This is a genomic window from Sulfurimonas sp. (genome assembly GCF_028713515.1).
GTDB lineage: Bacteria > Campylobacterota > Campylobacteria > Campylobacterales > Sulfurimonadaceae > Sulfurimonas.
Genome location: NZ_JAQTOD010000001.1, coordinates 628,187 through 649,757 on the forward strand (window position 1 = coordinate 628,187; position 21,571 = coordinate 649,757).

General features: G+C 34.4%; 13 protein-coding genes. 2 read left to right on the top strand and 11 right to left on the bottom strand.

The annotated features are described in order from the left end of the window. Nucleotides 1-143: 143 nt before the first annotated feature. The 6 genes from sucD to mltG all read right to left on the bottom strand — a co-directional run bounded on the left by sucD (nt 144) and on the right by mltG (nt 7,989). Complete coding sequence (sucD, locus tag PHV22_RS03185) at nt 144-1,016, bottom strand: succinate--CoA ligase subunit alpha (RefSeq protein WP_295023131.1); 873 nt, start codon at nt 1,014-1,016, stop codon at nt 144-146. A gap of 5 nt (nt 1,017-1,021) precedes the next feature. After that, a complete protein-coding gene (gene sucC / locus PHV22_RS03190) occupies nt 1,022-2,194 on the bottom strand; it encodes an ADP-forming succinate--CoA ligase subunit beta (protein ID WP_295023130.1) in 1,173 nt (390 codons plus the stop codon). Nucleotides 2,195-2,237: 43 nt separating this feature from the next. Beyond that, complete coding sequence (fumC, locus tag PHV22_RS03195) at nt 2,238-3,629, bottom strand: class II fumarate hydratase (protein WP_299945707.1); 1,392 nt, start codon at nt 3,627-3,629, stop codon at nt 2,238-2,240. A gap of 4 nt (nt 3,630-3,633) precedes the next feature. Beyond that, nucleotides 3,634-4,590, bottom strand: a complete 957-nt coding sequence (gene mdh, locus PHV22_RS03200; protein WP_295023128.1) for a malate dehydrogenase — start codon at nt 4,588-4,590, stop codon at nt 3,634-3,636. A gap of 139 nt (nt 4,591-4,729) precedes the next feature. Next, on the bottom strand, nt 4,730-6,928 hold the full coding sequence (locus PHV22_RS03205; protein WP_295023127.1) for an NADP-dependent isocitrate dehydrogenase: 2,199 nt from the start codon (nt 6,926-6,928) through the stop codon (nt 4,730-4,732). 134 nt (nt 6,929-7,062) lie between these two features. Beyond that, nucleotides 7,063-7,989 carry an endolytic transglycosylase MltG gene (mltG, locus tag PHV22_RS03210; RefSeq protein WP_295023126.1) on the bottom strand — a complete coding sequence of 309 codons (927 nt, stop codon included), beginning with the start codon at nt 7,987-7,989 and terminating at the stop codon, nt 7,063-7,065. Between mltG and PHV22_RS03215 the strand changes: the two genes are divergently transcribed. Further along, complete coding sequence (locus tag PHV22_RS03215) at nt 7,949-11,134, top strand: AsmA-like C-terminal domain-containing protein (protein ID WP_295023125.1); 3,186 nt, start codon at nt 7,949-7,951, stop codon at nt 11,132-11,134. The genes mltG and PHV22_RS03215 overlap by 41 nt on opposite strands. A gap of 38 nt (nt 11,135-11,172) precedes the next feature. Here PHV22_RS03215 and PHV22_RS03220 read toward each other — a convergent pair whose 3' ends face one another. Beyond that, complete coding sequence (locus PHV22_RS03220) at nt 11,173-12,375, bottom strand: ABC transporter permease (protein WP_295023124.1); 1,203 nt, start codon at nt 12,373-12,375, stop codon at nt 11,173-11,175. After that, the gene (gene secA / locus PHV22_RS03225; protein WP_295023123.1) at nt 12,372-14,939 is read right to left on the bottom strand and encodes a preprotein translocase subunit SecA; all 2,568 of its coding nucleotides are present in this window, start codon (nt 14,937-14,939) and stop codon (nt 12,372-12,374) included. The genes PHV22_RS03220 and secA overlap by 4 nt, the downstream gene beginning before the upstream one ends. Before the next feature lie 225 nt (nt 14,940-15,164). Between secA and lolA the strand changes: the two genes are divergently transcribed. Beyond that, on the top strand, nt 15,165-15,680 hold the full coding sequence (lolA, locus tag PHV22_RS03230; RefSeq protein ID WP_295023122.1) for a LolA-like outer membrane lipoprotein chaperone: 516 nt from the start codon (nt 15,165-15,167) through the stop codon (nt 15,678-15,680). Here lolA and PHV22_RS03235 read toward each other — a convergent pair. From PHV22_RS03235 to PHV22_RS03245, 3 genes are all read right to left on the bottom strand, one after another. Next, complete coding sequence (locus tag PHV22_RS03235) at nt 15,670-18,039, bottom strand: sensor domain-containing diguanylate cyclase (protein ID WP_299945713.1); 2,370 nt, start codon at nt 18,037-18,039, stop codon at nt 15,670-15,672. The genes lolA and PHV22_RS03235 overlap by 11 nt on opposite strands. 96 nt (nt 18,040-18,135) lie before the next feature. After that, entirely contained in the window at nt 18,136-20,676 is a 2,541-nt protein-coding gene (acnB, locus tag PHV22_RS03240) for a bifunctional aconitate hydratase 2/2-methylisocitrate dehydratase (protein ID WP_299945716.1), read from the bottom strand. Between the two features lie 136 nt (nt 20,677-20,812). After that, entirely contained in the window at nt 20,813-21,442 is a 630-nt protein-coding gene (locus PHV22_RS03245) for an NAD(P)H-dependent oxidoreductase (protein ID WP_295023119.1), read from the bottom strand. Nucleotides 21,443-21,571 lie beyond the last annotated feature (129 nt).

A 21,571-nucleotide genomic window follows, 5' to 3' on the forward strand; every position in this document is an offset into this window, starting at 1 on the left:
TGCAGATTCATCTACACTATTTTTATAGCGCTACCTTTTTCATAATTAGGTTATCTAATTTTTCTTAACATTACTATGAATTGTGCTAATAGCGCCCTTTAAATAACAAAATATGTTACATTACGGGGCTCGCACAAGATAAGTTATTTAGCCAAAACTTCCGCTACAGCTTTTCCAATATCAGCAGGCGAAATAACAACTTTTACACCAGCAGCCTCTAGTGCAGCCATTTTTTCTTTAGCTGTTCCAGCACCACCACTCACTATAGCACCAGCATGACCCATTCTCTTACCAGCAGGAGCAGTTTGTCCAGCAATAAAAGCTACAACAGGCTTAGTGATATGCTCTTTGATGTAAGATGCTGCTTGAATCTCTAAATCTCCGCCAATCTCACCAATCATAACAATTGCTTTTGTCTCTGTGTCTGCCTCAAACATTGCAAGAAGGTCTTTGTATGAAAGACCGATAATTGGATCTCCACCGATACCAACAGCAGTGCTTATACCAAATCCTTCTCTACAAACCTGATTTGCACCCTCATAAGTAAGTGTGCCAGATTTTGAGATAAGTCCAATATTTCCTTTTTTGAAAATCATACCAGGCATAATTCCAATCTTACACTCTTCAGCAGTTATAATACCAGGACAGTTTGGCCCGATTGTCATCATTCCATGTTTGTTTGCATGTGCTTTTGCTTTTTGCATATCACGAACAGGCGCACCTTCTGTGATGATTACAGCAAGTTTTATCCCAGCTTCAGCAGCTTCCATTACAGCATCTGCTACAAACATTGGTGGAACAAAAATCATAGAAACAGTTGCGTGAGTTGAATTTACAGCATCTTTAACTGTGTTAAATACTGGTTTACCTAAATGCTCTTGACCACCTTTATTTGGCGTAACACCACCAACAATTTTTGTTCCATAAGCTAAACACTGCTCAGCATGAAAAGTACCCTCTTTACCTGTGAAACCTTGAACGATAACTTTTGTATCTTTATTTACTAAAATACTCATATAAATTATTTTCCTTTCGCTGCAGCTACTGCTTTTGCGGCACCATCTGCTAAATCTGTTGCTGTTATAATATTTGCAATATTTGCATTTTTAAGAATTTCTGCTGCTTCTGGCGCATTTGTACCATCTAGTCTTACGATTACTGGAACATGAACATCTACTAATTTTGTAGCTTCAAGGATACCATTGGCAATGCGATCACATCTAACAATTCCACCAAAAATATTTACAAATATAGCCTTAACATTTTTATTTTTAAGAATAATCTCAAAGCCCTTTGCAACTGTTTCTGCATTAGCTTTTCCACCAACATCTAAAAAGTTTGCTGGAGTTCCACCCATATAGTTGATTGTGTCCATAGTACCCATTGCAAGACCGGCACCATTTACCATACAACCGATTTCACCATCAAGAGGTATATATGAAAGACCATATTTTGCAGCTTCCATCTCGTCAGCATCTTCCTCTGATATATCTCTCATAGCTTCAATATCCGGATGACGACTAAGTGCAGAATCATCAAATCCCATTTTTCCATCAAGAGCTATAAAATCACCGCTTCCTGTTTTTACAAGTGGATTTATCTCAATCATCTCTGCATCATTTTCTAGGTATAGTTTATAAAGCGCCGCTGCAAATTTAATAAACTTGCCCTGCTCTGCTGGATCAGTAATCCCGAGTCCAAAAACTAGCTCACGACCGTGAAAACCTTGAAAACCAACAGCTGGATCTACTGCAACTTTAATAATTTTCTCTGGAGTATTATGAGCAACATCTTCAATTGCCATACCGCCCTCAGTTGAAGCCATTATGATTGGCATCTCTTTTGCTCTATCTAAAACAACGCCTAAATATAACTCATCTTTAATATCAGCACCATCTTCGATATATAATTTCTGAACTAATTTTCCCTCTGGTCCTGTTTGATGAGTAACTAAAGTCATTCCAAGAATTTCAGAAGCGTATTTTTTAACTTCATCCAGTGAACGAGCTAGTTTGACACCGCCACCTAAACCACGACCACCTGCATGTATTTGAGCTTTTACAACCCAAACTGGACCACCAAGTACTTTTGCGTTTTCTACTGCTTCTTCAACAGAACTAGCTAACATTCCTTTTGGTGTCGGGACACCATATTTAGCAAAAATTTGTTTTGCTTGATACTCATGTATATTCATATATTCTCCTTGTTTTAAATGGGTTTTTACACTACTCTAGTTTTTAAGCCTTGGGTGAAATCATGTCTTCAGGTATAACATACTTATCAAACTCCTCAGCAGTTAAAAGACCTAAATCTATTGCTGTTTGCTTAAGGGTTGATTTGTTTGCATGAGCAGTTTTTGCGATTTTTGCTGCATTGTCATATCCGATATGTGGATTAAGAGCCGTAACCAACATAAGTGAATTATGTAAGTAGTGATCAATTTTTTCAACAACCGGCTCAATTCCAACCGCACAATGATCGTTGAAAGAGACAATTGAATCGGCTAACAAACGACAGCTCTGTAAAAAGTTATACGCAATAACTGGCTTGAAAACATTTAACTGGAAATTACCTTGGGATGCACCCATAGATATAGCAACATCATTTCCAAAAACTTGACAAGTAACCATAGTTACAGCCTCAGCTTGAGTAGGATTTACTTTTCCTGGCATAATAGACGAACCTGGCTCATTTTCTGGAATCTCAATTTCGCCAATACCACATCTAGGACCTGACGCCAACCATCTAACATCATTAGCAATTTTCATCATATCAGCAGAGAGTGCTTTTAGTGCACCATGTGCAAATACTAATGCGTCATGTGAAGTTAGCGCATGAAACTTATTTGGTGCAGTAATAAATTGATGACCCGTTAGTTCTGTTAGTTTTTTAGCAACTCTCTCGCCTAGCTCTGGATGAGCGTTAAGTCCAGTTCCAACGGCAGTTCCACCAAGTGCAAGTTCACGAACAGCCTCTAAAGAAGTTTTAGCCATTTTTTCACACTTATTTAACATCTCAACCCAACCACTTATCTCTTGACCTAGCGTGATTGGAGTAGCGTCTTGAAGATGTGTTCGTCCGATTTTTACAATTGACTCAAATTTTGCGGATTTATCAATCAGTGTTGCCTTGAGTTTTGCAATCGCAGGCAAAACTCTCTCTTCAACTGCAATAACAGCAGCAACATGAAGAGCTGTTGGATAAGTGTCATTTGAACTTTGAGATTTATTTACATCATCATTTGGATGAATAAGTTTTTCAACCCTAAAATCGCCTCCAAGAATCTCAGTAGCACGATTTGCAAGAACCTCATTATGGTTCATATTTGATTGAGTTCCTGAACCTGTCTGCCAAACAACAAGAGGATAATTTCCATCAAGTTTACCATTTAACATATCATCAGCAGCTTGTGCAATTACTTCTGCTTTTTTAGCATCGAGTTTGCCTAAATCACTGTTTACTAAAGCAACCGCTTTTTTAAGATAAGAGAAAGCTCTTGTTATCTCATAAGGCATGGTCTCTTCACCAATTGCAAAATTTTCAATTGATCTTTGTGTTTGAGCTGCCCAATATGCATCTATTGGAACTTGGATTGCTCCCATTGTGTCTTTTTCTGTACGCGTCTTCATTTTACTATTCTCCTTCAAAAAAATTATTTTTATTTAATGTTTCAATTAATGTTTTTACTGATTCACAAGAGCCTCTAAACATCTCTTTTTCTGCGTCATCAAGGGTTATCTCTATGATTTTCTCAGCTCCATTTGCTCCAAGCATCACCGGAACACCAGAGACAACATCGCTAAAACCATACTCACCGTCTAAAAACACAGCACATGGGTAGATCTGTTTTGTATCTTTTAAGATTGCTTCAACCATTATAGATGTTGCTTTTGCGGGTGCATAATAAGCAGAGCCAGTTTTTAAATAACTCACTATTTCTGCACCACCATTACGAGTACGAGTTATTATTTCATCAATTTCATCTCTATTTAAAATATCAGCTAGTGGGACCCCAGCCACAGTAGAGTAGCGAGGAAGAGGAACCATATCATCTCCATGTCCACCCATCACAGATGCACGAATCTGACCTCCGCCGTATCCTAGCTTTTCTTGTATAAAACTAGCCATGCGAGAACTATCAAGTATACCAGCCATTCCTATAACACGACTTCTCTCAAACCCACTCTCTTTCAGCGCAACATAAGTCATAGCGTCAAGCGGATTTGAAACCATTATGATTATCGCATTTGGGGAGTATCTAGCGACACCCAAAATAACCTCTCTTGTGATGTTTGCATTTATCATAAGAAGATCATCACGACTCATGCCTGGAAGTCTAGGACTTCCAGCTGTTACAATCACAACATCACAATCTGACAAATCAGACATCTCTTCAGCCACGGTCACAATCGTATGACTTCTAACAGCTGAAGCAGCTTGACTCATATCCAGCGCTTTACCGCGTGCTATATCAATTTTATTGTCTCTAAGGATTATTTCATGACATGCTCCAAGCATAGCCAGAGAGTAAGCCACTGTTGCGCCAACATTACCAGCACCAACGATCCCTACTCTTTTTCCTTGATTCATTTAGACTCCTTGCATTAAAATATTAAATCATATCAATACTAAACTAAAGACAATTTTGCCTTTTATATAATACTAAAAAAGTTTCATATAAAAAGTAAAAATTACAAAGAGAAATAATTCTCTTTGTAATCAAATAGTACTAGATTTTATTTACAATACTATTTAGCGTTACCGATGGTCTCATTGCAGCTTCAGCCTTAGCGTCATCAGGATGATAATATCCGCCAATATCTTGAGCTTTTCCTTCGACTGAAAGAAGCTCAGAAATAATTGTTGTTTCGTTATCTTTTAGTGCAGCAGCAACGGGAGCAAACTTAGCAGCTAACTCTGCATCATCTGTCTGTTTTGCGAGTGCATCAGCCCAGAATTGAGCTAAGAAGAAGTGAGATGCTTTATTGTCAGGCTCTCCACATTTTCTACTCGGCTCTTTGTTGTTATCAAGATATGCGTTGTTGGCGATATCTAAAGCTGCAGTTACAACTTCAAGTTTTTTAGAGTTATTTTTTTGAGCAATAAATCTTAAAGATTCAGCAAGCGCTAAAAACTCCCCTAAAGAATCCCATCTTAAATGTCCCTCAGCCAAGAATTGGTCAACATGCTTAGGAGCAGATCCGCCGGCACCAGTTTCAAACAGACCGCCACCAGCTAAAAGAGGAACGATTGAAAGCATTTTTGCAGATGTTCCAAGCTCTAAAATTGGGAAAAGGTCAGTTAGATAATCTCTTAAAACATTTCCAGTTACAGATATGGTATCGAGCCCTGCTCTAACTCTTTTTAGTGAATAAGTCATAGCTTTTTCAGGTGCTAGTATTGGCAACTCTAAACCAGTCGTGTCATAATCTTTTAAGTATTCGTTTACTTTTTTGATCATATTTGCATCATGAGCACGATTTTCATCTAGCCAGAAAACAGCTGGTGTTTTTGTTAGCCTAGCTCTCTCAACTGCAAGTCTAACCCAGTCTTTAATTGGAATGTCTTTAGCTCTTGACATTCTCCAAATATCGCCAGCTTCAACATTGAATTCCATTAAAGTTGAGCCATCAGTATCAAGTACTTTAACTACACCATCTTCTGCTATCTCAAAAGTAGTTGGATGAGAACCATACTCTTCAGCTTTTTGTGCCATAAGTCCAACATTCGCAACACTTCCCATAGTAGATACACTAAATTGACCATTTTTTACACAATCATCAACTATCTCTTTGTACATTGTTGCGTAACATCTATCAGGAATTACAGATACGCACTCTTGCACTTTGCCAGCAGCGTTCCACATAGTTCCACCATCACGAACAACCACTGGCATTGAAGCATCAATAATAATGTCATTTGATGCATGAAGATTTGTGATTCCTTTATCAGAATCAACCATTGCCATAGCAGGCTGGATCTCATAAGTAGCCATTATCGCAGCTTCTATTTCAGCTTTTTTATCAGCTGGAAGTTTTGCTAATTTTTTATATAAATCACCAAGTCCCAAATTGGCATTTACACCAATCTCTTTAAACTCTGCTGCGTATTTTGCAAAAACATCTTTAAAAAACACTTCAACAGCATGTCCAAACATGATAGGATCTGAAACTTTCATCATGGTAGCTTTTAAGTGAAGTGACCATAAAACATCTTTAGATTTTGCTTCTTCAAGAGTTTTCGCATAGAATGCTCTAAGTGCTTTTTTCGACATAAAAGTACCATCTAAAACTTCTTTATCAGATGCAGAAATCTCTTTTAAAAGCTTACCATTTAACTCAATTCTTACTTTCCCATCACCGCTCTTAATTGCAGATTTTTCATTCTCATAAAAATCTCCACTATTCATGTGAGAAACATATGTTTTAGAATTTTCAGAAAATGCTCTTAATTTATGTGGATTTTTCTTTGCAAAATTCTTAACAGCAGCTGCAGCTCTTCTGTCTGAGTTGCCTTCACGAAGAACTGGGTTTACGGCTGAACCAAGACAAGTTGAATACTTAGCTAAAAGCTCTTTGTCCGCATCAGTTGATGGATTTTCTGGAAAATCTGGTAGTTTATAACCTTGAGATTGAAGTTCAGCAATACACTCTTTAAGCTGAGGAATAGACGCTGAAATATTTGGAAGCTTGATAACATTTCCATCAGGCTGCTGAACAACCTCACCTAAAAATGCTAAATCATCAGCTATTTTTTGTGAATCACTTAAAAACTCAGGAAATGTGGCGATAACTCTACCTGCCAATGAGATATCTCTAGTTTCAACTTCAACTCCTGCTGCTTGTGTAAAAGCATTTACTATAGGTAAAAGTGAATATGTTGCTAAAGCTGGTGCTTCATCAATTTTAGACCAAATAATTTTTGACATCTTTACTCCTTGGGGTAATATTTTATTTTTATAAATAAATAATTTTCATAAAAATTTATGAAATGTATATTACCACCAGATAAATAACATACTTAAATAAAGCGACTATGATTCATTTATTTTTAGTTTATGTTTCATTTAGTAGCACGCTTTATATTGGTTAAGTGTGTAGAATAGTTACTAGTAAAATCATGCGTTCCTCTGCTAGACTTCATAAAATAGAGGTTTTTTGTCTGTGCTGGAAATATAGCTGCTTTAATTGCATCAAAACTTACATTGCATACAGGAGAGGCAGGAATGCCACTATACTTATATGTATTGTATGGGGAATAATCATCCTTGATTCTCTTTGGGGTTACCTTTTCGTGTGAGTATTTACCATAATTAAGTGTTCCATCCATCTGAAGCTTCATATTTTGCTTAAGTCTATTGTAAATTACAGAACTAACTATTGGCATCTCCCTAGTATTTGCCGACTCTTTTTGTATAATTGAAGCAACTGTTACAAAATGAAACCATCTTTTCTCATCGTAGTTACCAAATATCTTAATTGACGCCTCTTTCATTTGAATAATGGATTTGGATAGTAGTATTTTTATAACCATCTTTTCGGTTATACCAAAAGGAAACTTGTATGTATTTGGAACAAGAGCACCTTCTGGCTTATTGGACTGAGCGTCGTATTCGCTTTGAAGTAAGTCTCTATTTAAAGCAAGTTCACTTGCTAGATAATTTAAAAAGATATAAGTTGTTTCACCAGGAATAAGCATTATCTCCTTAAGCGCGGCTTTTGAGGTTGCTAATTTATATAAAAAATCAGCTTTTGTATTTGTAGTTGCACCTATATTAATCCATCCATACTGCGGTGTTCCCATAAATCTTAAAATCAGCGAATCTAGTTTATTTACATTGTAGTTTTTGTTGCCCAGATGTGTTATAATCTTGTTTATCGAACCTTCAGGTACATATATGACTTTTGGGGAATTTATAGGCTTGTTTAGGTAGTACATGAAAGTTAAAATGATTATTAATACAATCTCTAAAATCCACTCTTTTTTCATCAACACTCTCTCTATCATTTTTGTAACACTCTCTGTCTTATTTCTACTTTTATTAAATGGAGTATATCTAAATAATGTATCGCTTCCAAACATAAACATTAAAAAAATAGATGTGAAATGGAACAATAAATTAAGTGTAACGATAGATGAAATAAACATAAAAAAAGAGACAGATCCAAAAAAACCGCCTATAGAACTCACTGATATAAAAAAATTATTAAAGTACATAAAACTTTTTAATCACTGGTTTGAAAAAATATCAGTGCAGACAATTCACTACAATGATATGTCTGGTTCATTTAAGTATCTGGATGGCAAAAGTGGACTATTTACGCTCTCTTCTGCTGACTTTAATCTAAAAAGTTCCATATCTTTCTCTTCTAAATACTTAAATCTAAATATAGAGTCTCTTCAAGACAAGAAAAAAGATATAAAAATAGATGGCAATTTAATATATGATACCTCAAGTGAAGCCGAACTTACTTCGCTTCTAAACATCAGCATAAATGACAATGCTCCACTCAAACTATATGCTACTAGTAATATGAAAGAATTTTTTTACAACATAGAATCTCCAAGCAATATAAAAGATATAAAAAAAATAGTAGATATATTTAATTTTAAACCAGATATTAAATATTGGCTTTATGATGCCATGACACTCTCAGATCTGTCACTAGAAAGTTTTCACGGATGGGTTGAATACAGTAAAACGGAAGACGCATATAAAAATATATCACTAAAAGCAACCGCCAACAACCTTGTATACAGATATGATGCAAAATTAGAGCCAATCAATACAAGTAAGACAGATATTGAATTACTTCATGGCGTATTATATATAAAACCAAAAGATACACACACATACAACTTCTTTCTTGATAAGAGCTGGCTAAAGATTGATTTTTCAAAAAAAGAAGAACTGCTATCTATATATCTACTTTTTACTGGTCAAGCAAATCAAGATGTGTTAAACCTTCTTAATCACTATAAAATAAACCTACCCTTGCTGCAGACGAAAGGTGAGCTCAAAACTAATTTAACGCTAGATATAAATCTAAGAACAGTAGATGTTAAGGCAACTGGCAACTTTCAAACTGAAAATGCGCAGATAAAATATCAAGGGCTAAATATTGATATTTTTGATGCAAATGTCTCTTTGGACAACTCCATTGTAAAAGCAAAAAATATATTTGCAAAGTATCAAGATATTGCCTCTTCGTACCTGGATATAGATTTTAACACAAAAGAGTCCAGTGGAAATTTAAGTTTTAAGGTCAACAAAATAGCTTTTAGCGAAATAGGCTTAGAGCTAACAAACACTAAAACACCATTAAACATACTTTATAGCATCTCTCCAAAACAGGAGATTATAAAGATTGGTGAATCCTCGTGGAACTATAAAGATAATTTAATAAAAGTTTCTCCAATGCAATCGTTGGTTGATACAAAAAATTTAAAGATAATGATACCAAAAACATCAATAGAATCAAGTGGATTTTTATCCGCCTCTGCCTCAGGAAACCTATACTTAAAGCCATTAAGAGCCAATGTAGATATCAACTTATCTAAATTTAGCTACAATAAAATCAAACTCAATCAGTCGTCACTACCAATAAAATTTACATATGATAACAATTTTACTTTTTTATCAAATAGTAATATAAATCTTATGGTTGCTGATAAAAAGTGCTCTTTAAAAAATGCAAAATTAAATATTTCAGATGGTCTACTACAGATAAAAAATATGCAATTAAATGTTAATGAACTAATACAAACATCTATAAATGCGCAATACAATACATCAACTTCAAGCGGAATCACAGATATGTACAATATTGCTTTTGTTGATAATGACTTAAAAGAGATATTTAAAAAAGATAAAAATATAAGATTAAATATTGAAAACAGGGATAACAAAACAGTAATAAACTCAAAAGATTATGACATTGAGTATGTTATGGCGCAAAACAGGTGGGAACTAAAATTTAAATCCATAGATAAGATAGCTAATAATTCTGAATTTTTAAAAAAATATGGAATAACAAATGGAAATATAAATTTTTACAACAAGGATGATGAGGAAAATATAAATTTTTCTGCGCATACAAACTATAAATATAAAGTCTTGGTTAACGGTGAAAATCCAGTAGAAACCTATATGGCGTATGGAGAGATAAATAACAAAACAAAAGGTATCTCTTTTAGTGTAAACAATTCGGTGGATGTACTAATTGGGGATGACATAAAAATAAAAGCTAAAAATATTGGAATAAACTTTGATGAATTAATAAGACTGCTTGTGGATATCAATAAAGATAGCACACCAAATAATATTGTAGAAAATAGGGTCAAAAATAATAATGATAAAGAGCTTTATTTTGATGCATTTAATAGCAATATATTCCTAAGTAAGCATAGACATATAATCTCTGACGCAATAAATCTCAGTTATCTTGATAAAATTTTAACAGCCAAATTGACTCACAAGAAAGGAAGTGCTAACCTAACATATTATAATGATAAATTCACCCTAAATGGCAAAGATTTTGATGATGAGTTTGCAAAAAAAATCTCATATTTATCAAAATTTAGTGGTGGTGTATTTGGCTTCTCAATAAACGGTTCAGTTGACGAATACAGTGGACTGATTGAAGCTAAAAACACAACAATTAAAGATCACAAAGTGTTAAACAATGTACTTGCTTTTGTGAACACAATACCATCTCTTGTGACATTCTCCCTTCCTGGATATAACAGAAGCGGATTTGATACTACTAGCGCCTATATAAATTTTAAATACAAAAATGATGTCTACAAGATAGATGATATCTCTGTTATGTCAAAAGAGGTCACAATTGTCGGTCTTGGGGAAGCTAGCATAAAAAATAATACCGTAAACTTAGATTTAAATTTAAAAACTGACCTTGGTAGTTCTATCGCAAAAATACCAGTAGTTGGATATATATTGCTGGAAAACAATGCAATATCTACTTCATTAAAAGTCACAGGAGCGCTTAATGATCCAAAAGTAGATACACAAATAGCTAGAGATATAGCTGTGGCACCTCTGAATATTATAAAAAGAACACTTATGTATCCATTTGAGCTATTTAAAAAAGATAAAGATAAACAACCACATTAAACCAATTAACTATCTTGCTTGGTTTAATGTTGGTTTTTCTACTCATTTCTAAGAACAGTTAAAATATCCACTTCGCTTGCCTTTTTGGCAGGATAGTATGATGATGCTACAACAATCCCAAATGCACCAATAACAATAAGCACAAAGTCTTTAACACTCAAATCAAGCGGAAGAGTTGTGGTTGGATAAACATCTTTAGGAAGATGGACAATATCAAAAGTGCTAAGAATCCACATTCCGCCCATACCAAAAGCAACTCCAGCCAAAATACCACTAACGCCTATAACTATACCGAGATATAAAAATACTTTTTTTACTTCAACAGCTGTTGCCCCAAGAGACAAAAGCAGAGCAATTTCACTTCTTCTGTTCATAACAGTCATTAAAAGTGAAGAGATTATATTAATTGCTGCTATTAAAATAATAAGCATTAAAACTATAAAAAGTGAGGCTTTTTCCAACTCTAGCGCCGCAAAAAAGTTTGTATTTTCTTCCCACCAACCTTTAATAACAACATTTTCTGGTAGAAATTGTTTGATTTTTAGAATATCTTCTTGTGGATTGTTTGAAAAAATGTGAATTCCATCATATTGACCACTTGGCAGGTTTAAAATAGCTTGAAGTGAAGAAATTGTTGTATAACTATAGGCTTTGTCGTAGGCTGAGAGCCCAGAATCAAAAACTGATTTAAGTTGGAATCTTTTTATCTTTGGGGTGATAGAGAGTCCGCCCGGCTCAACATCTGTAAATATATACATAACTTTATCACCATCAAAAAGAGAAAATTCATCTTTTAGTGATTTACCCACGATAACATCAAATTTTTCAAATTTTTTATTCGCTGAAGCTTTTTTTAGAATACTGTTAACTTGAGCCTCGCTGTCAAAATCAACTCCAAAAATATAACCACCCTCCAAGACAGACCCACTTCTTGCCATAATTGTAGACTGAACATACTGACTAAATTTTAAATCTGGAAATTTTGCCTTTAAGCTTACAAGCAGATTGTTATCAACTGCTCCATAAAACTTAGGCATAACAGTTAATGGATAGTTCATAATAGTGAGTTTTTTCTTGAACTCATTGTCAAAACCATTCATAAGCGCCATTGCAATCAAAAGCACCATAACGCCCAAAGATATCCCCAAAAACGCAAGAAGTGCCGATAGGAAGATAAATGGTTGCTCTTTATCGAAGCGTAAAAATCTCTTGACAAGATATGGAACTATTGAATTTTTCAAGAAGCAAAAACACCTTTTTTTGGACCACTTTTTCCACAGCACTGCTTATATTTTTTACCGCTTCCACATGGGCAATCTTCATTTCTAGAGACTTTTTTATTGTCCGTCTCTTCTTGATGATTCATCTGCGTTGTAGCAAACTCATCAACTCTTCTTTGTAGCTCTAAATGTTCAGCAGCCTCTCTCGCTTCTTCCTCTGGATCTTCCATTCTAAATTGGATAATTTGAAGGGTTTTGATTGCATTAAACTTAATACTACTTACAAGTTCTGTAAAAAGACCATAACTCTCTTTTTTGTATTCGACTAATGGGTCTTTTTGGTTATAGGCTCTTAGTCTAATTCCAGTTTTCATATTATCCATAGCGTAAAGATGTTCTCTCCAAGCACTATCTAGCTCTTTTAAATAAAGCTCTCTCTCAATATTGCTTGCAGTTTCACTATCAATTACACTCATTTTATGATCATAAGATTTTTTAACGCTATCAGTGACTACTTTTAGTAACTCATCATACTCAAAAGAAGAGAGAGCCGTGATATCTAACTCTAGATTTATCTCTTCTTTAATTATCTTTGATAACTTTTCTAGGTTAAAATCCTCTTTAGTGCCGCTACCAAAAATATTTGCCTCGAAAAAGAGATGCTCTATATATTCAGCTCTAATTTCATCAATTTTTGTACCAATATCAAAGTTTTTATCAATCAGCTGATTTCTAAATTTATATACTATTTTTCTCTGCTCATTTGCAACATCATCATACTCAACAATCTGTTTTCTGCCCTCATAGTGCATATTTTCAACTTTTTTCTGAGCCTTTTCAACTGCACGAGTTACCATCTTTGACTCTATATATTCACCATCTTCGATACCTAGTCTTTCCATAATACTCTTAATCTTATCACTTCCAAATATACGAAGCAAACTATCTTCTAAACTAAGATAAAATTGAGTAGTACCAGCATCACCTTGTCGTCCACTACGACCACGAAGCTGATTATCTATACGGCGGTTTTCATGTCTTTCTGTTCCAATAATGTAAAGTCCACCAAGCTCTCTAACTTCATCATTAACTTTAATATCAACACCGCGTCCAGCCATATTTGTGGCAATCGTTACGGCACCTTTTACACCAGCACTTTTAATAATCTCACCCTCTTGAGCATGGTTCTTAGCATTTAAAACCGTATGCGCTATCTTCTCTTTTTTTAGTATTTCATGAAGGACTTCTGATTTATCAATTGATGCCGTACCTATCAATACAGGCTGACCTGTTTTTGATAATTTTTTTATAGTTTCAATTACAGCTTCAAACTTTTCTCTTTCTGTTTTATAAATCAAGTCATTTAAATCTTTTCTTGAAATAGGTATGTTTGTTGGGATTGAGACAACATCTAATGAGTAGATTTGAGCAAACTCAGATGCTTCTGTCTCCGCTGTTCCTGTCATTCCAGCTAGTTTGTTGTACATTCTAAAATAGTTTTGGAATGTTATATCAGCAAGTGTTTGAGTCTCTTCTTTTATGTGAACCTGCTCTTTTGCTTCAAGCGCTTGATGCAGACCTTCCGAGAAACGGCGACCTTCACTAAGACGACCTGTAAACTCATCTACTATCACAACTTCATCATTATTTACGACATAGTCAACATCTTTTTCAAAAAGATAGTTAGCTTTTAAAGCTTGATCTAGCATGTGTGGTAGAGATGCATTTTCTGCACTATATAAATTTTCAACACCAAATAACTCTTCAGCTTTTGTTATTCCATCTTCCGTAATCAAAACAACTCTATCTTTTTCATCAACCGTAAAGTGAGTATCTTTTTCAAGTTTAAGTGCAATGTTGTTCGCATCTACATAGTTTTGCATAATTCTGTTTGTTGGTCCAGATATAATCAAAGGCGTTCTGGCTTCATCAATCAAGATACTATCAACTTCATCAACGATAACGAAATTATGGCTTCTTTGAACCATATTTTCAGCTGAATAGCTCATATTATCCCTTAGATAGTCAAATCCAAACTCGTTATTTGTTCCATAGGTTATATCTGCTGCGTAGATCTCTCTTTTTATAGCTAAGTCATTCATATTTTCAAGTATAACACCAACACTAAAACCAAGAAATTCATAGAGTGGTCTCATCTCATTACCGTCTCTTGTTGCCAGATAATCATTAACAGTTACAAGATGAACACCCTTTCCGTCCATTGCATTAAGGACAATAGCTAGGGTTGCAACCAGTGTTTTACCCTCACCTGTCTTCATCTCTGCAATTTTACCCTCATGTAGAACTATTCCACCGATGAGCTGAACATCAAAATGTCTCATATTTAAGACACGAGAACCAACTTCTCTTGTTATTGCAAAAGAGTCGATTAGGGCATCATCTAAGCTTATCTTTTTACTTAAAACACTATCTCTAAGTTCATTAAAACTATTTTTTAATTCATCATCACTAAGAGATTTGTATCTGCTCTCAAGAGCATTAATGCTATCAACTATTTTTATATATCTTTTTATCTCACGGTCATTTGTAGTACCGAACACTTTACCTAGTAATGCTTGTAGCATTTTCAACCTTATTATCGATAGCTAACCTTGTAATTATCTATCACTGAAATTGCGTTTATTTTAACACAGATATAATTATAACTATATAAATCAAACCTTTAGACATACTAGTTACACAGCAGAATATAGAGATTTAAGTTGTGAGTAATTATATTTTTTTTATTGATACCAAACGATATGTAAACGATTGCTTAGATATAATTTTTCAAAAATACAAGGAACAAAATGAAGTCAATAATTTTCATCATGATGCTATTATCTCAGGCATTTGCTTCTCTTGAGAATATTAATACATTCGAAGCTGATTTTACACAGACAATTACAGATGAAAAAAATACAGTTCTTGCATACAGTGGGCATATGTTTGCCTCAAAACCTCAAAGTGTACGGTGGACATATTTAAAGCCAGTAAAAAAAGAGATTTATATTAATAGTTTTGAGGTGACAGTTGTTGAGCCAGAAATAGAGCAAGTCATATTTAGAAAAGTTGAATCTGATTTTAACTTTTTTAGAATGATAAGTAACTCAAAAGAGATTAAAAAAAACACATATGAAACAAGCTATAAAAATTCAAAATTCAAAATAGTAAAAAATGCAAATTTTATAGAATCAATCTCATATATTGATGAGTTCGAAAATAGAGTTAAAATAATGTTTAAAAATCAAAAGCAAAATCAAAAAATTAGTGAAACTACTTTTGCTCCATCATATCCTTTGACATACGATATGATTAGAGATTAACAGATGATACTTCAATCCTATTTCTTCCATTCTCTTTAGCCCTATAAAGCGCCTTATCTGTCGCTTCATATATCTCATTCATCTCCATAACGCACTCTTTTGGTATAAAAGAGATTCCAGCCGAAATTGAAACATATTTAGATATTGGGCTTGTGCTGTGTTCTATTTTTAGGTTCCCTATGTTTATTCTCAACGATTCTGCTCTATCGAGCCCGTTCTTCAAATTATTCGAGTAAAACGAAACTGCGAACTCTTCACCACCTAATCTATAAACATGGTCATTTGCTCGCTTAAAAAATGTTTTCATTACCGAAGATATTGCCTTAAGAACTTCATCTCCCTTTAAATGGCCATAAGTATCATTGTATTGTTTAAAATAATCAATATCAACCATCAACAGAATTAAGTTTTTATTCTCTCTTTTTGAGACTCTTAATTCGTTACTTAATGTTATATCAAAAAAGCGTCTGTTGTAAAGTCCAGTGAGAGCATCCGTTATAGAGTACTCTTCAATTCTTTTCTTATCTGTTATGTCGTGATATATCGCAGAGTAGCCCAATATATTTTCATATCTATCAGTCAGTGGCGTTATGGTTGCGTCAACCCAATACTCCTTATTAGCCTTATTGAGATTTTTCATCTCTCCTTTATATATTTTTCCACTTTTTATGATTTTCCACATATCTTCATATATTACATCTTCAGTATCTGGATGCCTAATTATTGAATGTGAATTTCCTATAATTTCATCTTTTGTATAGCCTGTAATTTTAGTAAATGCATCACTAACATCAGTAATAACACCTTTTGTATTTGTTTTTGAAGTAATGACATATTTATCTATAAGATCTATATATTTCCGGCTTGTTTCAGAATTTTTTGCATCTCGTAAAAAACCAATAATCATATCAATAAAATATTTAAAGTCATCGTTGTGGACTATATTGTTATCATCTATAAACCCTAGTTGCAATACACCAAAAAGTTTATCATAGCTTATTAGAGGTACTGTATAAATACTTGATGGGCTTATTATAATAGACTCTATTCCAGTCGCTCTTTTGCTATCACTCATAAGTGTATGAATATGTCGCTTTTGAACAGCGACTTCACCAACAAAACCTTCTCCTAACTCAACAATCTGTTGCATTTTGTTTGTTGCATAAGATGAAGCTAGATATAGCTTGTTGTTCTCTTCATTAAAAAGATAGATTACTCCCTGAACGATATTAAATTTATCTGCAAAAAAATAGAGTGAAGTTGATGATATATCCTGAATCGAACTGCATTTTTCAAGACTGTTTTTAAGGTTTATTATTGATGTTAAATTATTTTTTATTCGCTTTTCACTTTTTATATAAAGAAGCGAGCTTCTAATCATTGAAAATATCATCAAAATTATAAACAAAACAACCGCTACGCCAATAATTATTCCTTTTAGTTTTGCTGTTTCTAATGCATCTAGCTTGTCATTTAATCGTTTATTTAGAAATTCAGCATCGGTTTTATAAAACTCCAGTATTTTATTTATGACATCAGTAGATACTTTGAAAAACTCAAATGCATTTAAATCTGCATTATCGGAAACAACTGTTTGTTTAATATACTCCTGCATTTTTTGTGACTCTAAAGTAATTCCATCCAATAGAGCAATCAATCTTGTTTTTTCCACATTTTCATTCATGTCATTTAAGATTTTCATAATCTGCTTACTGCTATCTTTACATGATGAACAGCTACTAGCAAGAGAGTATTTAAGTTCACTTGTGGCCGAGTTTTCAAGCATAGCTCTTGAAGCTTCGCCTCGAATCTTAGCAACTGTCTCTATCAGACTTGGAATATGTTTTAACATCATATCTACTAAATAGTATTTATCATTATCAGACTCTAGCAGAAGCTCTGATTTAAAGCCAAGATAATACATCTTCTCTTTTAGTTGCTCAATAATATAAGTGAGTTTTTTAAATTTTATCTCACTGTCTTGGTTAGAGCCTAGCGTTTCGCCAAGCTCCTCTATTATGGAGTTATAGTGTGTGTCATATATTTGTGGGTATAGCTTTTGACTTGCTTTGAGCTCATTAATATCTTTTTTTATACTTAGGGTTACGAATCTAATCTCATCCTGCACTAACTTAGACTCCGCATCATCTAAAAACTCTTTTTCAAACTGCCCATAACCTCTTATTTTTTGAATATCTAGAATAAAAAATTGTAATTTTTGCGCAAAAGCAAGACCATTAATCTCATTTTTTGTTTTGTTGATCTGTTGATTATAATTTAATACGAACTGAGTAAATAGAAAAAGGGAGCCGCCAGAGAGGAGTAAAATCAAGATAATGAATTTATATATTTTTTGCATTACATCTCCAAATCATATTAAAAATAGATTTTTAATATGATTGTAGCAAAAAAATTATTTTTTTATCACAGAGAGTTCTGTGATATTTTCTTATTTTTATAATTTGTAGTTTTTGATTAGATTGAAGTTAAGATATTTGTATATCTCGTCCTCTTTACCAACAATTTTGTTAGTTTTTTCTAAATACTCTTCTTTTGTTGGGATACGGCCAAGCATCGAACATACTGCAGCAAGCTCAGCTGAACCTAGATAAACCTGAGTATCTTTACCCAGACGGTTATCAAAGTTGCGAGTTGAAGTTGAAAACACAACTGCGCCATCACTAACACGAGCTTGATTTCCCATACATAGTGAACATCCTGGAATTTCCGTGCGAGCACCAGCTTCACCAAAAACAGTATAATAACCATCTTCTGTAAGCTGTTTTTCATCCATTTTTGTTGGAGGACAAACCCATAGTTTTGTAGGAACAGCACCCTCACCTCTTAAAACTTCACCAAGTGCGCGATAGTGACCAATATTAGTCATACATGAACCAACAAATACTTCATCGATCTTAGTTGGGCGACTTGATGCCAAAACTTCACTAAGTGTAGCAACATCATCCGGATCATTAGGGCAAGCCAAAATAGGCTCAGTGATTGTGTTTAAATCTATTTCAATAATCGCCGCATACTCTGCATTTGCATCTGGTTTCATAAGTGTTGGATTCGCTAACCACTCCTTCATCTTCTCAACTCTACGAGCAATTGTACGACTATCTTTGTAACCAGCTTCTATCATTGATTCTAAAAGTGCAACATTTGATTTTAAGTACTCAATCACAGGCTCTTCATTTAACAGAACTGTACATGCAGCAGCACTTCTCTCCGCAGACGCGTCTGAAAGCTCAAATGCTTGCTCACACTTCATATTTGGCATACCTTCAATCTCTAAGATACGACCAGCAAAAATATTTTTCTTACCTTTTTTCTCAACAGTTAAATGTCCCTCTTTAATCGCTTGATAAGGGATAGCATTTACTAAATCACGAAGAGTGATTCCAGGCTGTAGTTCACCTTTAAAACGAACTAGAACTGATTCTGGCATAGTTAAAGGCATAGAACCAGTTACACCAGCAAATGCAACTATTCCTGATCCACCAGGAAAAGAGATACCGATTGGGAAACGAGTATGGCTATCTGCACCAGTTCCAACAGTATCTGGAAGCACCATTCTATTTAACCATGAATGAATAACACCATCACCCGGACGAAGTGCAACACCTGAACGCTTAGAGATAAATTCTGGGAGAGTATGATGCATTTCAATATCTGATGGTTTTGGATATGCTGCTGTATGACAGAATGATTGCATAACTAAATCAGCACTAAATCCAAGTGCAGCAAGTTCAACAATCTCATCTCTTGTCATTGGTCCAGTTGTATCTTGAGAGCCAACAGTTGATGTGGTTGGCTCAACATACATTCCAGGGCGGACACCAGCCATACCACAAGCCTTTCCTACCATTTTTTGTGCTAAAGTATAGCCTTTTCCGTTATCAGCAGGCTGCTCTGGAGTTAAGAACATATCTGATACGCCAAGCCCTAAAATGCTGCGAGCTTTCGAAGTTAATCCACGACCAATAATAAGTGGGATACGACCGCCTGCACGAACTTCATCCGTAATAGTATTTGGGTTTAATTTAAAAGTAGCAATGCATTTTCCATCTTTATGCGCTTCACCTTTGTATGGAAATATATCAATAACATCCCCAGTTTCCATCTGTGAAACATCAAGTTCCAATGGTAATGCACCAGAATCTTCACATGTAGCAAAGAAAATAGGAGCGATAATACTACCAAGAACTACGCCGCCAGTGCGCTTGTTTGGAACACCAGCGATATCTTCACCCATGTGCCATTGAACAGAGTTTACACCAGATTTACGGCTTGAACCAGTTCCTACAACATCACCAACATAAGCAACTGTATGTCCTAGTTTTTTAAGCTCTTTAATTGTTTCTAGTGGATTTTGCATTTTTGCAGCAAGCATAGAGTTTGCATGAAGAGGAATATCCGAACGAGTAAACGCTTCTGATGCAGGAGAGAGATCATCAGTATTTGTCTCACCCGGAACTTTAAATACAGTAACAGTTATTTTTTCCGCTAACGCTGGTTTTGAACTAAACCACTCAGCATTTGCCCATGAGTTCATAACTTCAATAGCAGCGCTGTTTCCAGCTTTATATAGCTCCTCAACATCATTAAATGCATCATAAACAAGCAAAGTATGCTTAAGTGCTTCTTTGGCAGCATCAACAACTTCACTATTTTTAGAAGTTAATGCATCAACTTGTGGCTTAACATTGTAACCACCAAGCATCATACCCATCATTTTCACTGCATGAGCCGCAGAGATTGCACTTACACTAATTTTTTCAGACGCAATATCGTTCAAAAATGCAGCTTTTACATACGCAGCATCATCAACACCTGGTGAGACACGATTTGTTAACAAATCTAGCAGCTCATCATTACAGTTTGATTTGATTAGCTCAACTACTTCTACTGTTTGCTGTGCCGAAAGTGGAAGCGGTGGTACACCAAGCTTCTCTCTCTCTAATATATGTGCCTTATACTCTTCTAAAAATGCCATAATAGTTCCTGTTTGTGAAATTTGTCGGATTATATCCAAATATAAAAACAGTAGATATCATATGTTACAATACTACTCAAAAGATATTAACCCAATCAAAATAGTGTGATTTTTTGTAACAAAGTTATACTAGTTCCTACTTAATAAATTCTACAACATCATCAAAATCAACTCTCAACTGTTTTGACTGCTCTTTAATTCTATATCCAAATGGTAACAGTAATGCTAGTTGATATTTCTTAGTATCAAGATTTAAAATCTCCTCCAAGCTCTCCTTCTCAAACCCCTCTATAGGACAACTATCTATCCCTAAAACTGCTGCGCATGTCATCATATTTGCAGAAGCGATGTAGCACTGTTTTGAAGTCCAAGCATAGATATTTTCATCACTGCTTAGCGTTTTTTGAAGATGATTTGCGTATAGATTCATATAAGAATCAAGTTTTTCTTGACTCATCTCTCTCCTTAAAAATCTCTTTTTCACAACACCGCTCTCAACTCTAGCATCATCAATTGCAGCCAAAACAACAACAAGATGCGAACAACTGGTTATCTGAACTTGATTCCAACAAAAAGGTCTTAATTTTGCCTTTAAATCACTGTTTGTAATTACTAGAAATTTCCATGGTTCCATACCGAAAGATGATGGCGAGCCTCTTCCTGCCTCCAGTATACTTCTTATATCTGCGTCAGATATTTTTTTATCTTCATCAAAAATTTTACAAGCATGTCTAAAATCCATAGCCTCTTGAAATGTTTTACTCATAACTGTTTCTCCTCTTAGTGGCTTTTTTAAAATTTAGTATATTATAATGGTCTAAAAAATAAAGACAAAATTTCAACGAAATTTATTTTCAAAAAAGTTAAAATAAATAAAAATGGCTCAATTCAAGTC

What these genes read in the sequence shown, in the direction of transcription:
- sucD (WP_295023131.1), bottom strand. Translation starts at nt 1,016, where the DNA reads ATGAGTATTTTAGTAAATAAAGATACAAAAGTTATCGTTCAAGGTTTC.
- sucC (WP_295023130.1), bottom strand. Translation starts at nt 2,194, where the DNA reads ATGAATATACATGAGTATCAAGCAAAACAAATTTTTGCTAAATATGGT.
- fumC (WP_299945707.1), bottom strand. Translation starts at nt 3,629, where the DNA reads ATGAAGACGCGTACAGAAAAAGACACAATGGGAGCAATCCAAGTTCCA.
- mdh (WP_295023128.1), bottom strand. Translation starts at nt 4,590, where the DNA reads ATGAATCAAGGAAAAAGAGTAGGGATCGTTGGTGCTGGTAATGTTGGC.
- PHV22_RS03205 (WP_295023127.1), bottom strand. Translation starts at nt 6,928, where the DNA reads ATGTCAAAAATTATTTGGTCTAAAATTGATGAAGCACCAGCTTTAGCA.
- PHV22_RS03215 (WP_295023125.1), top strand. Translation starts at nt 7,949, where the DNA reads ATGATTATTAATACAATCTCTAAAATCCACTCTTTTTTCATCAACACT.
- mltG (WP_295023126.1), bottom strand. Translation starts at nt 7,989, where the DNA reads ATGAAAAAAGAGTGGATTTTAGAGATTGTATTAATAATCATTTTAACT.
- secA (WP_295023123.1), bottom strand. Translation starts at nt 14,939, where the DNA reads ATGCTACAAGCATTACTAGGTAAAGTGTTCGGTACTACAAATGACCGT.
- lolA (WP_295023122.1), top strand. Translation starts at nt 15,165, where the DNA reads ATGAAGTCAATAATTTTCATCATGATGCTATTATCTCAGGCATTTGCT.
- PHV22_RS03235 (WP_299945713.1), bottom strand. Translation starts at nt 18,039, where the DNA reads ATGCAAAAAATATATAAATTCATTATCTTGATTTTACTCCTCTCTGGC.
- acnB (WP_299945716.1), bottom strand. Translation starts at nt 20,676, where the DNA reads ATGGCATTTTTAGAAGAGTATAAGGCACATATATTAGAGAGAGAGAAG.
- PHV22_RS03245 (WP_295023119.1), bottom strand. Translation starts at nt 21,442, where the DNA reads ATGAGTAAAACATTTCAAGAGGCTATGGATTTTAGACATGCTTGTAAA.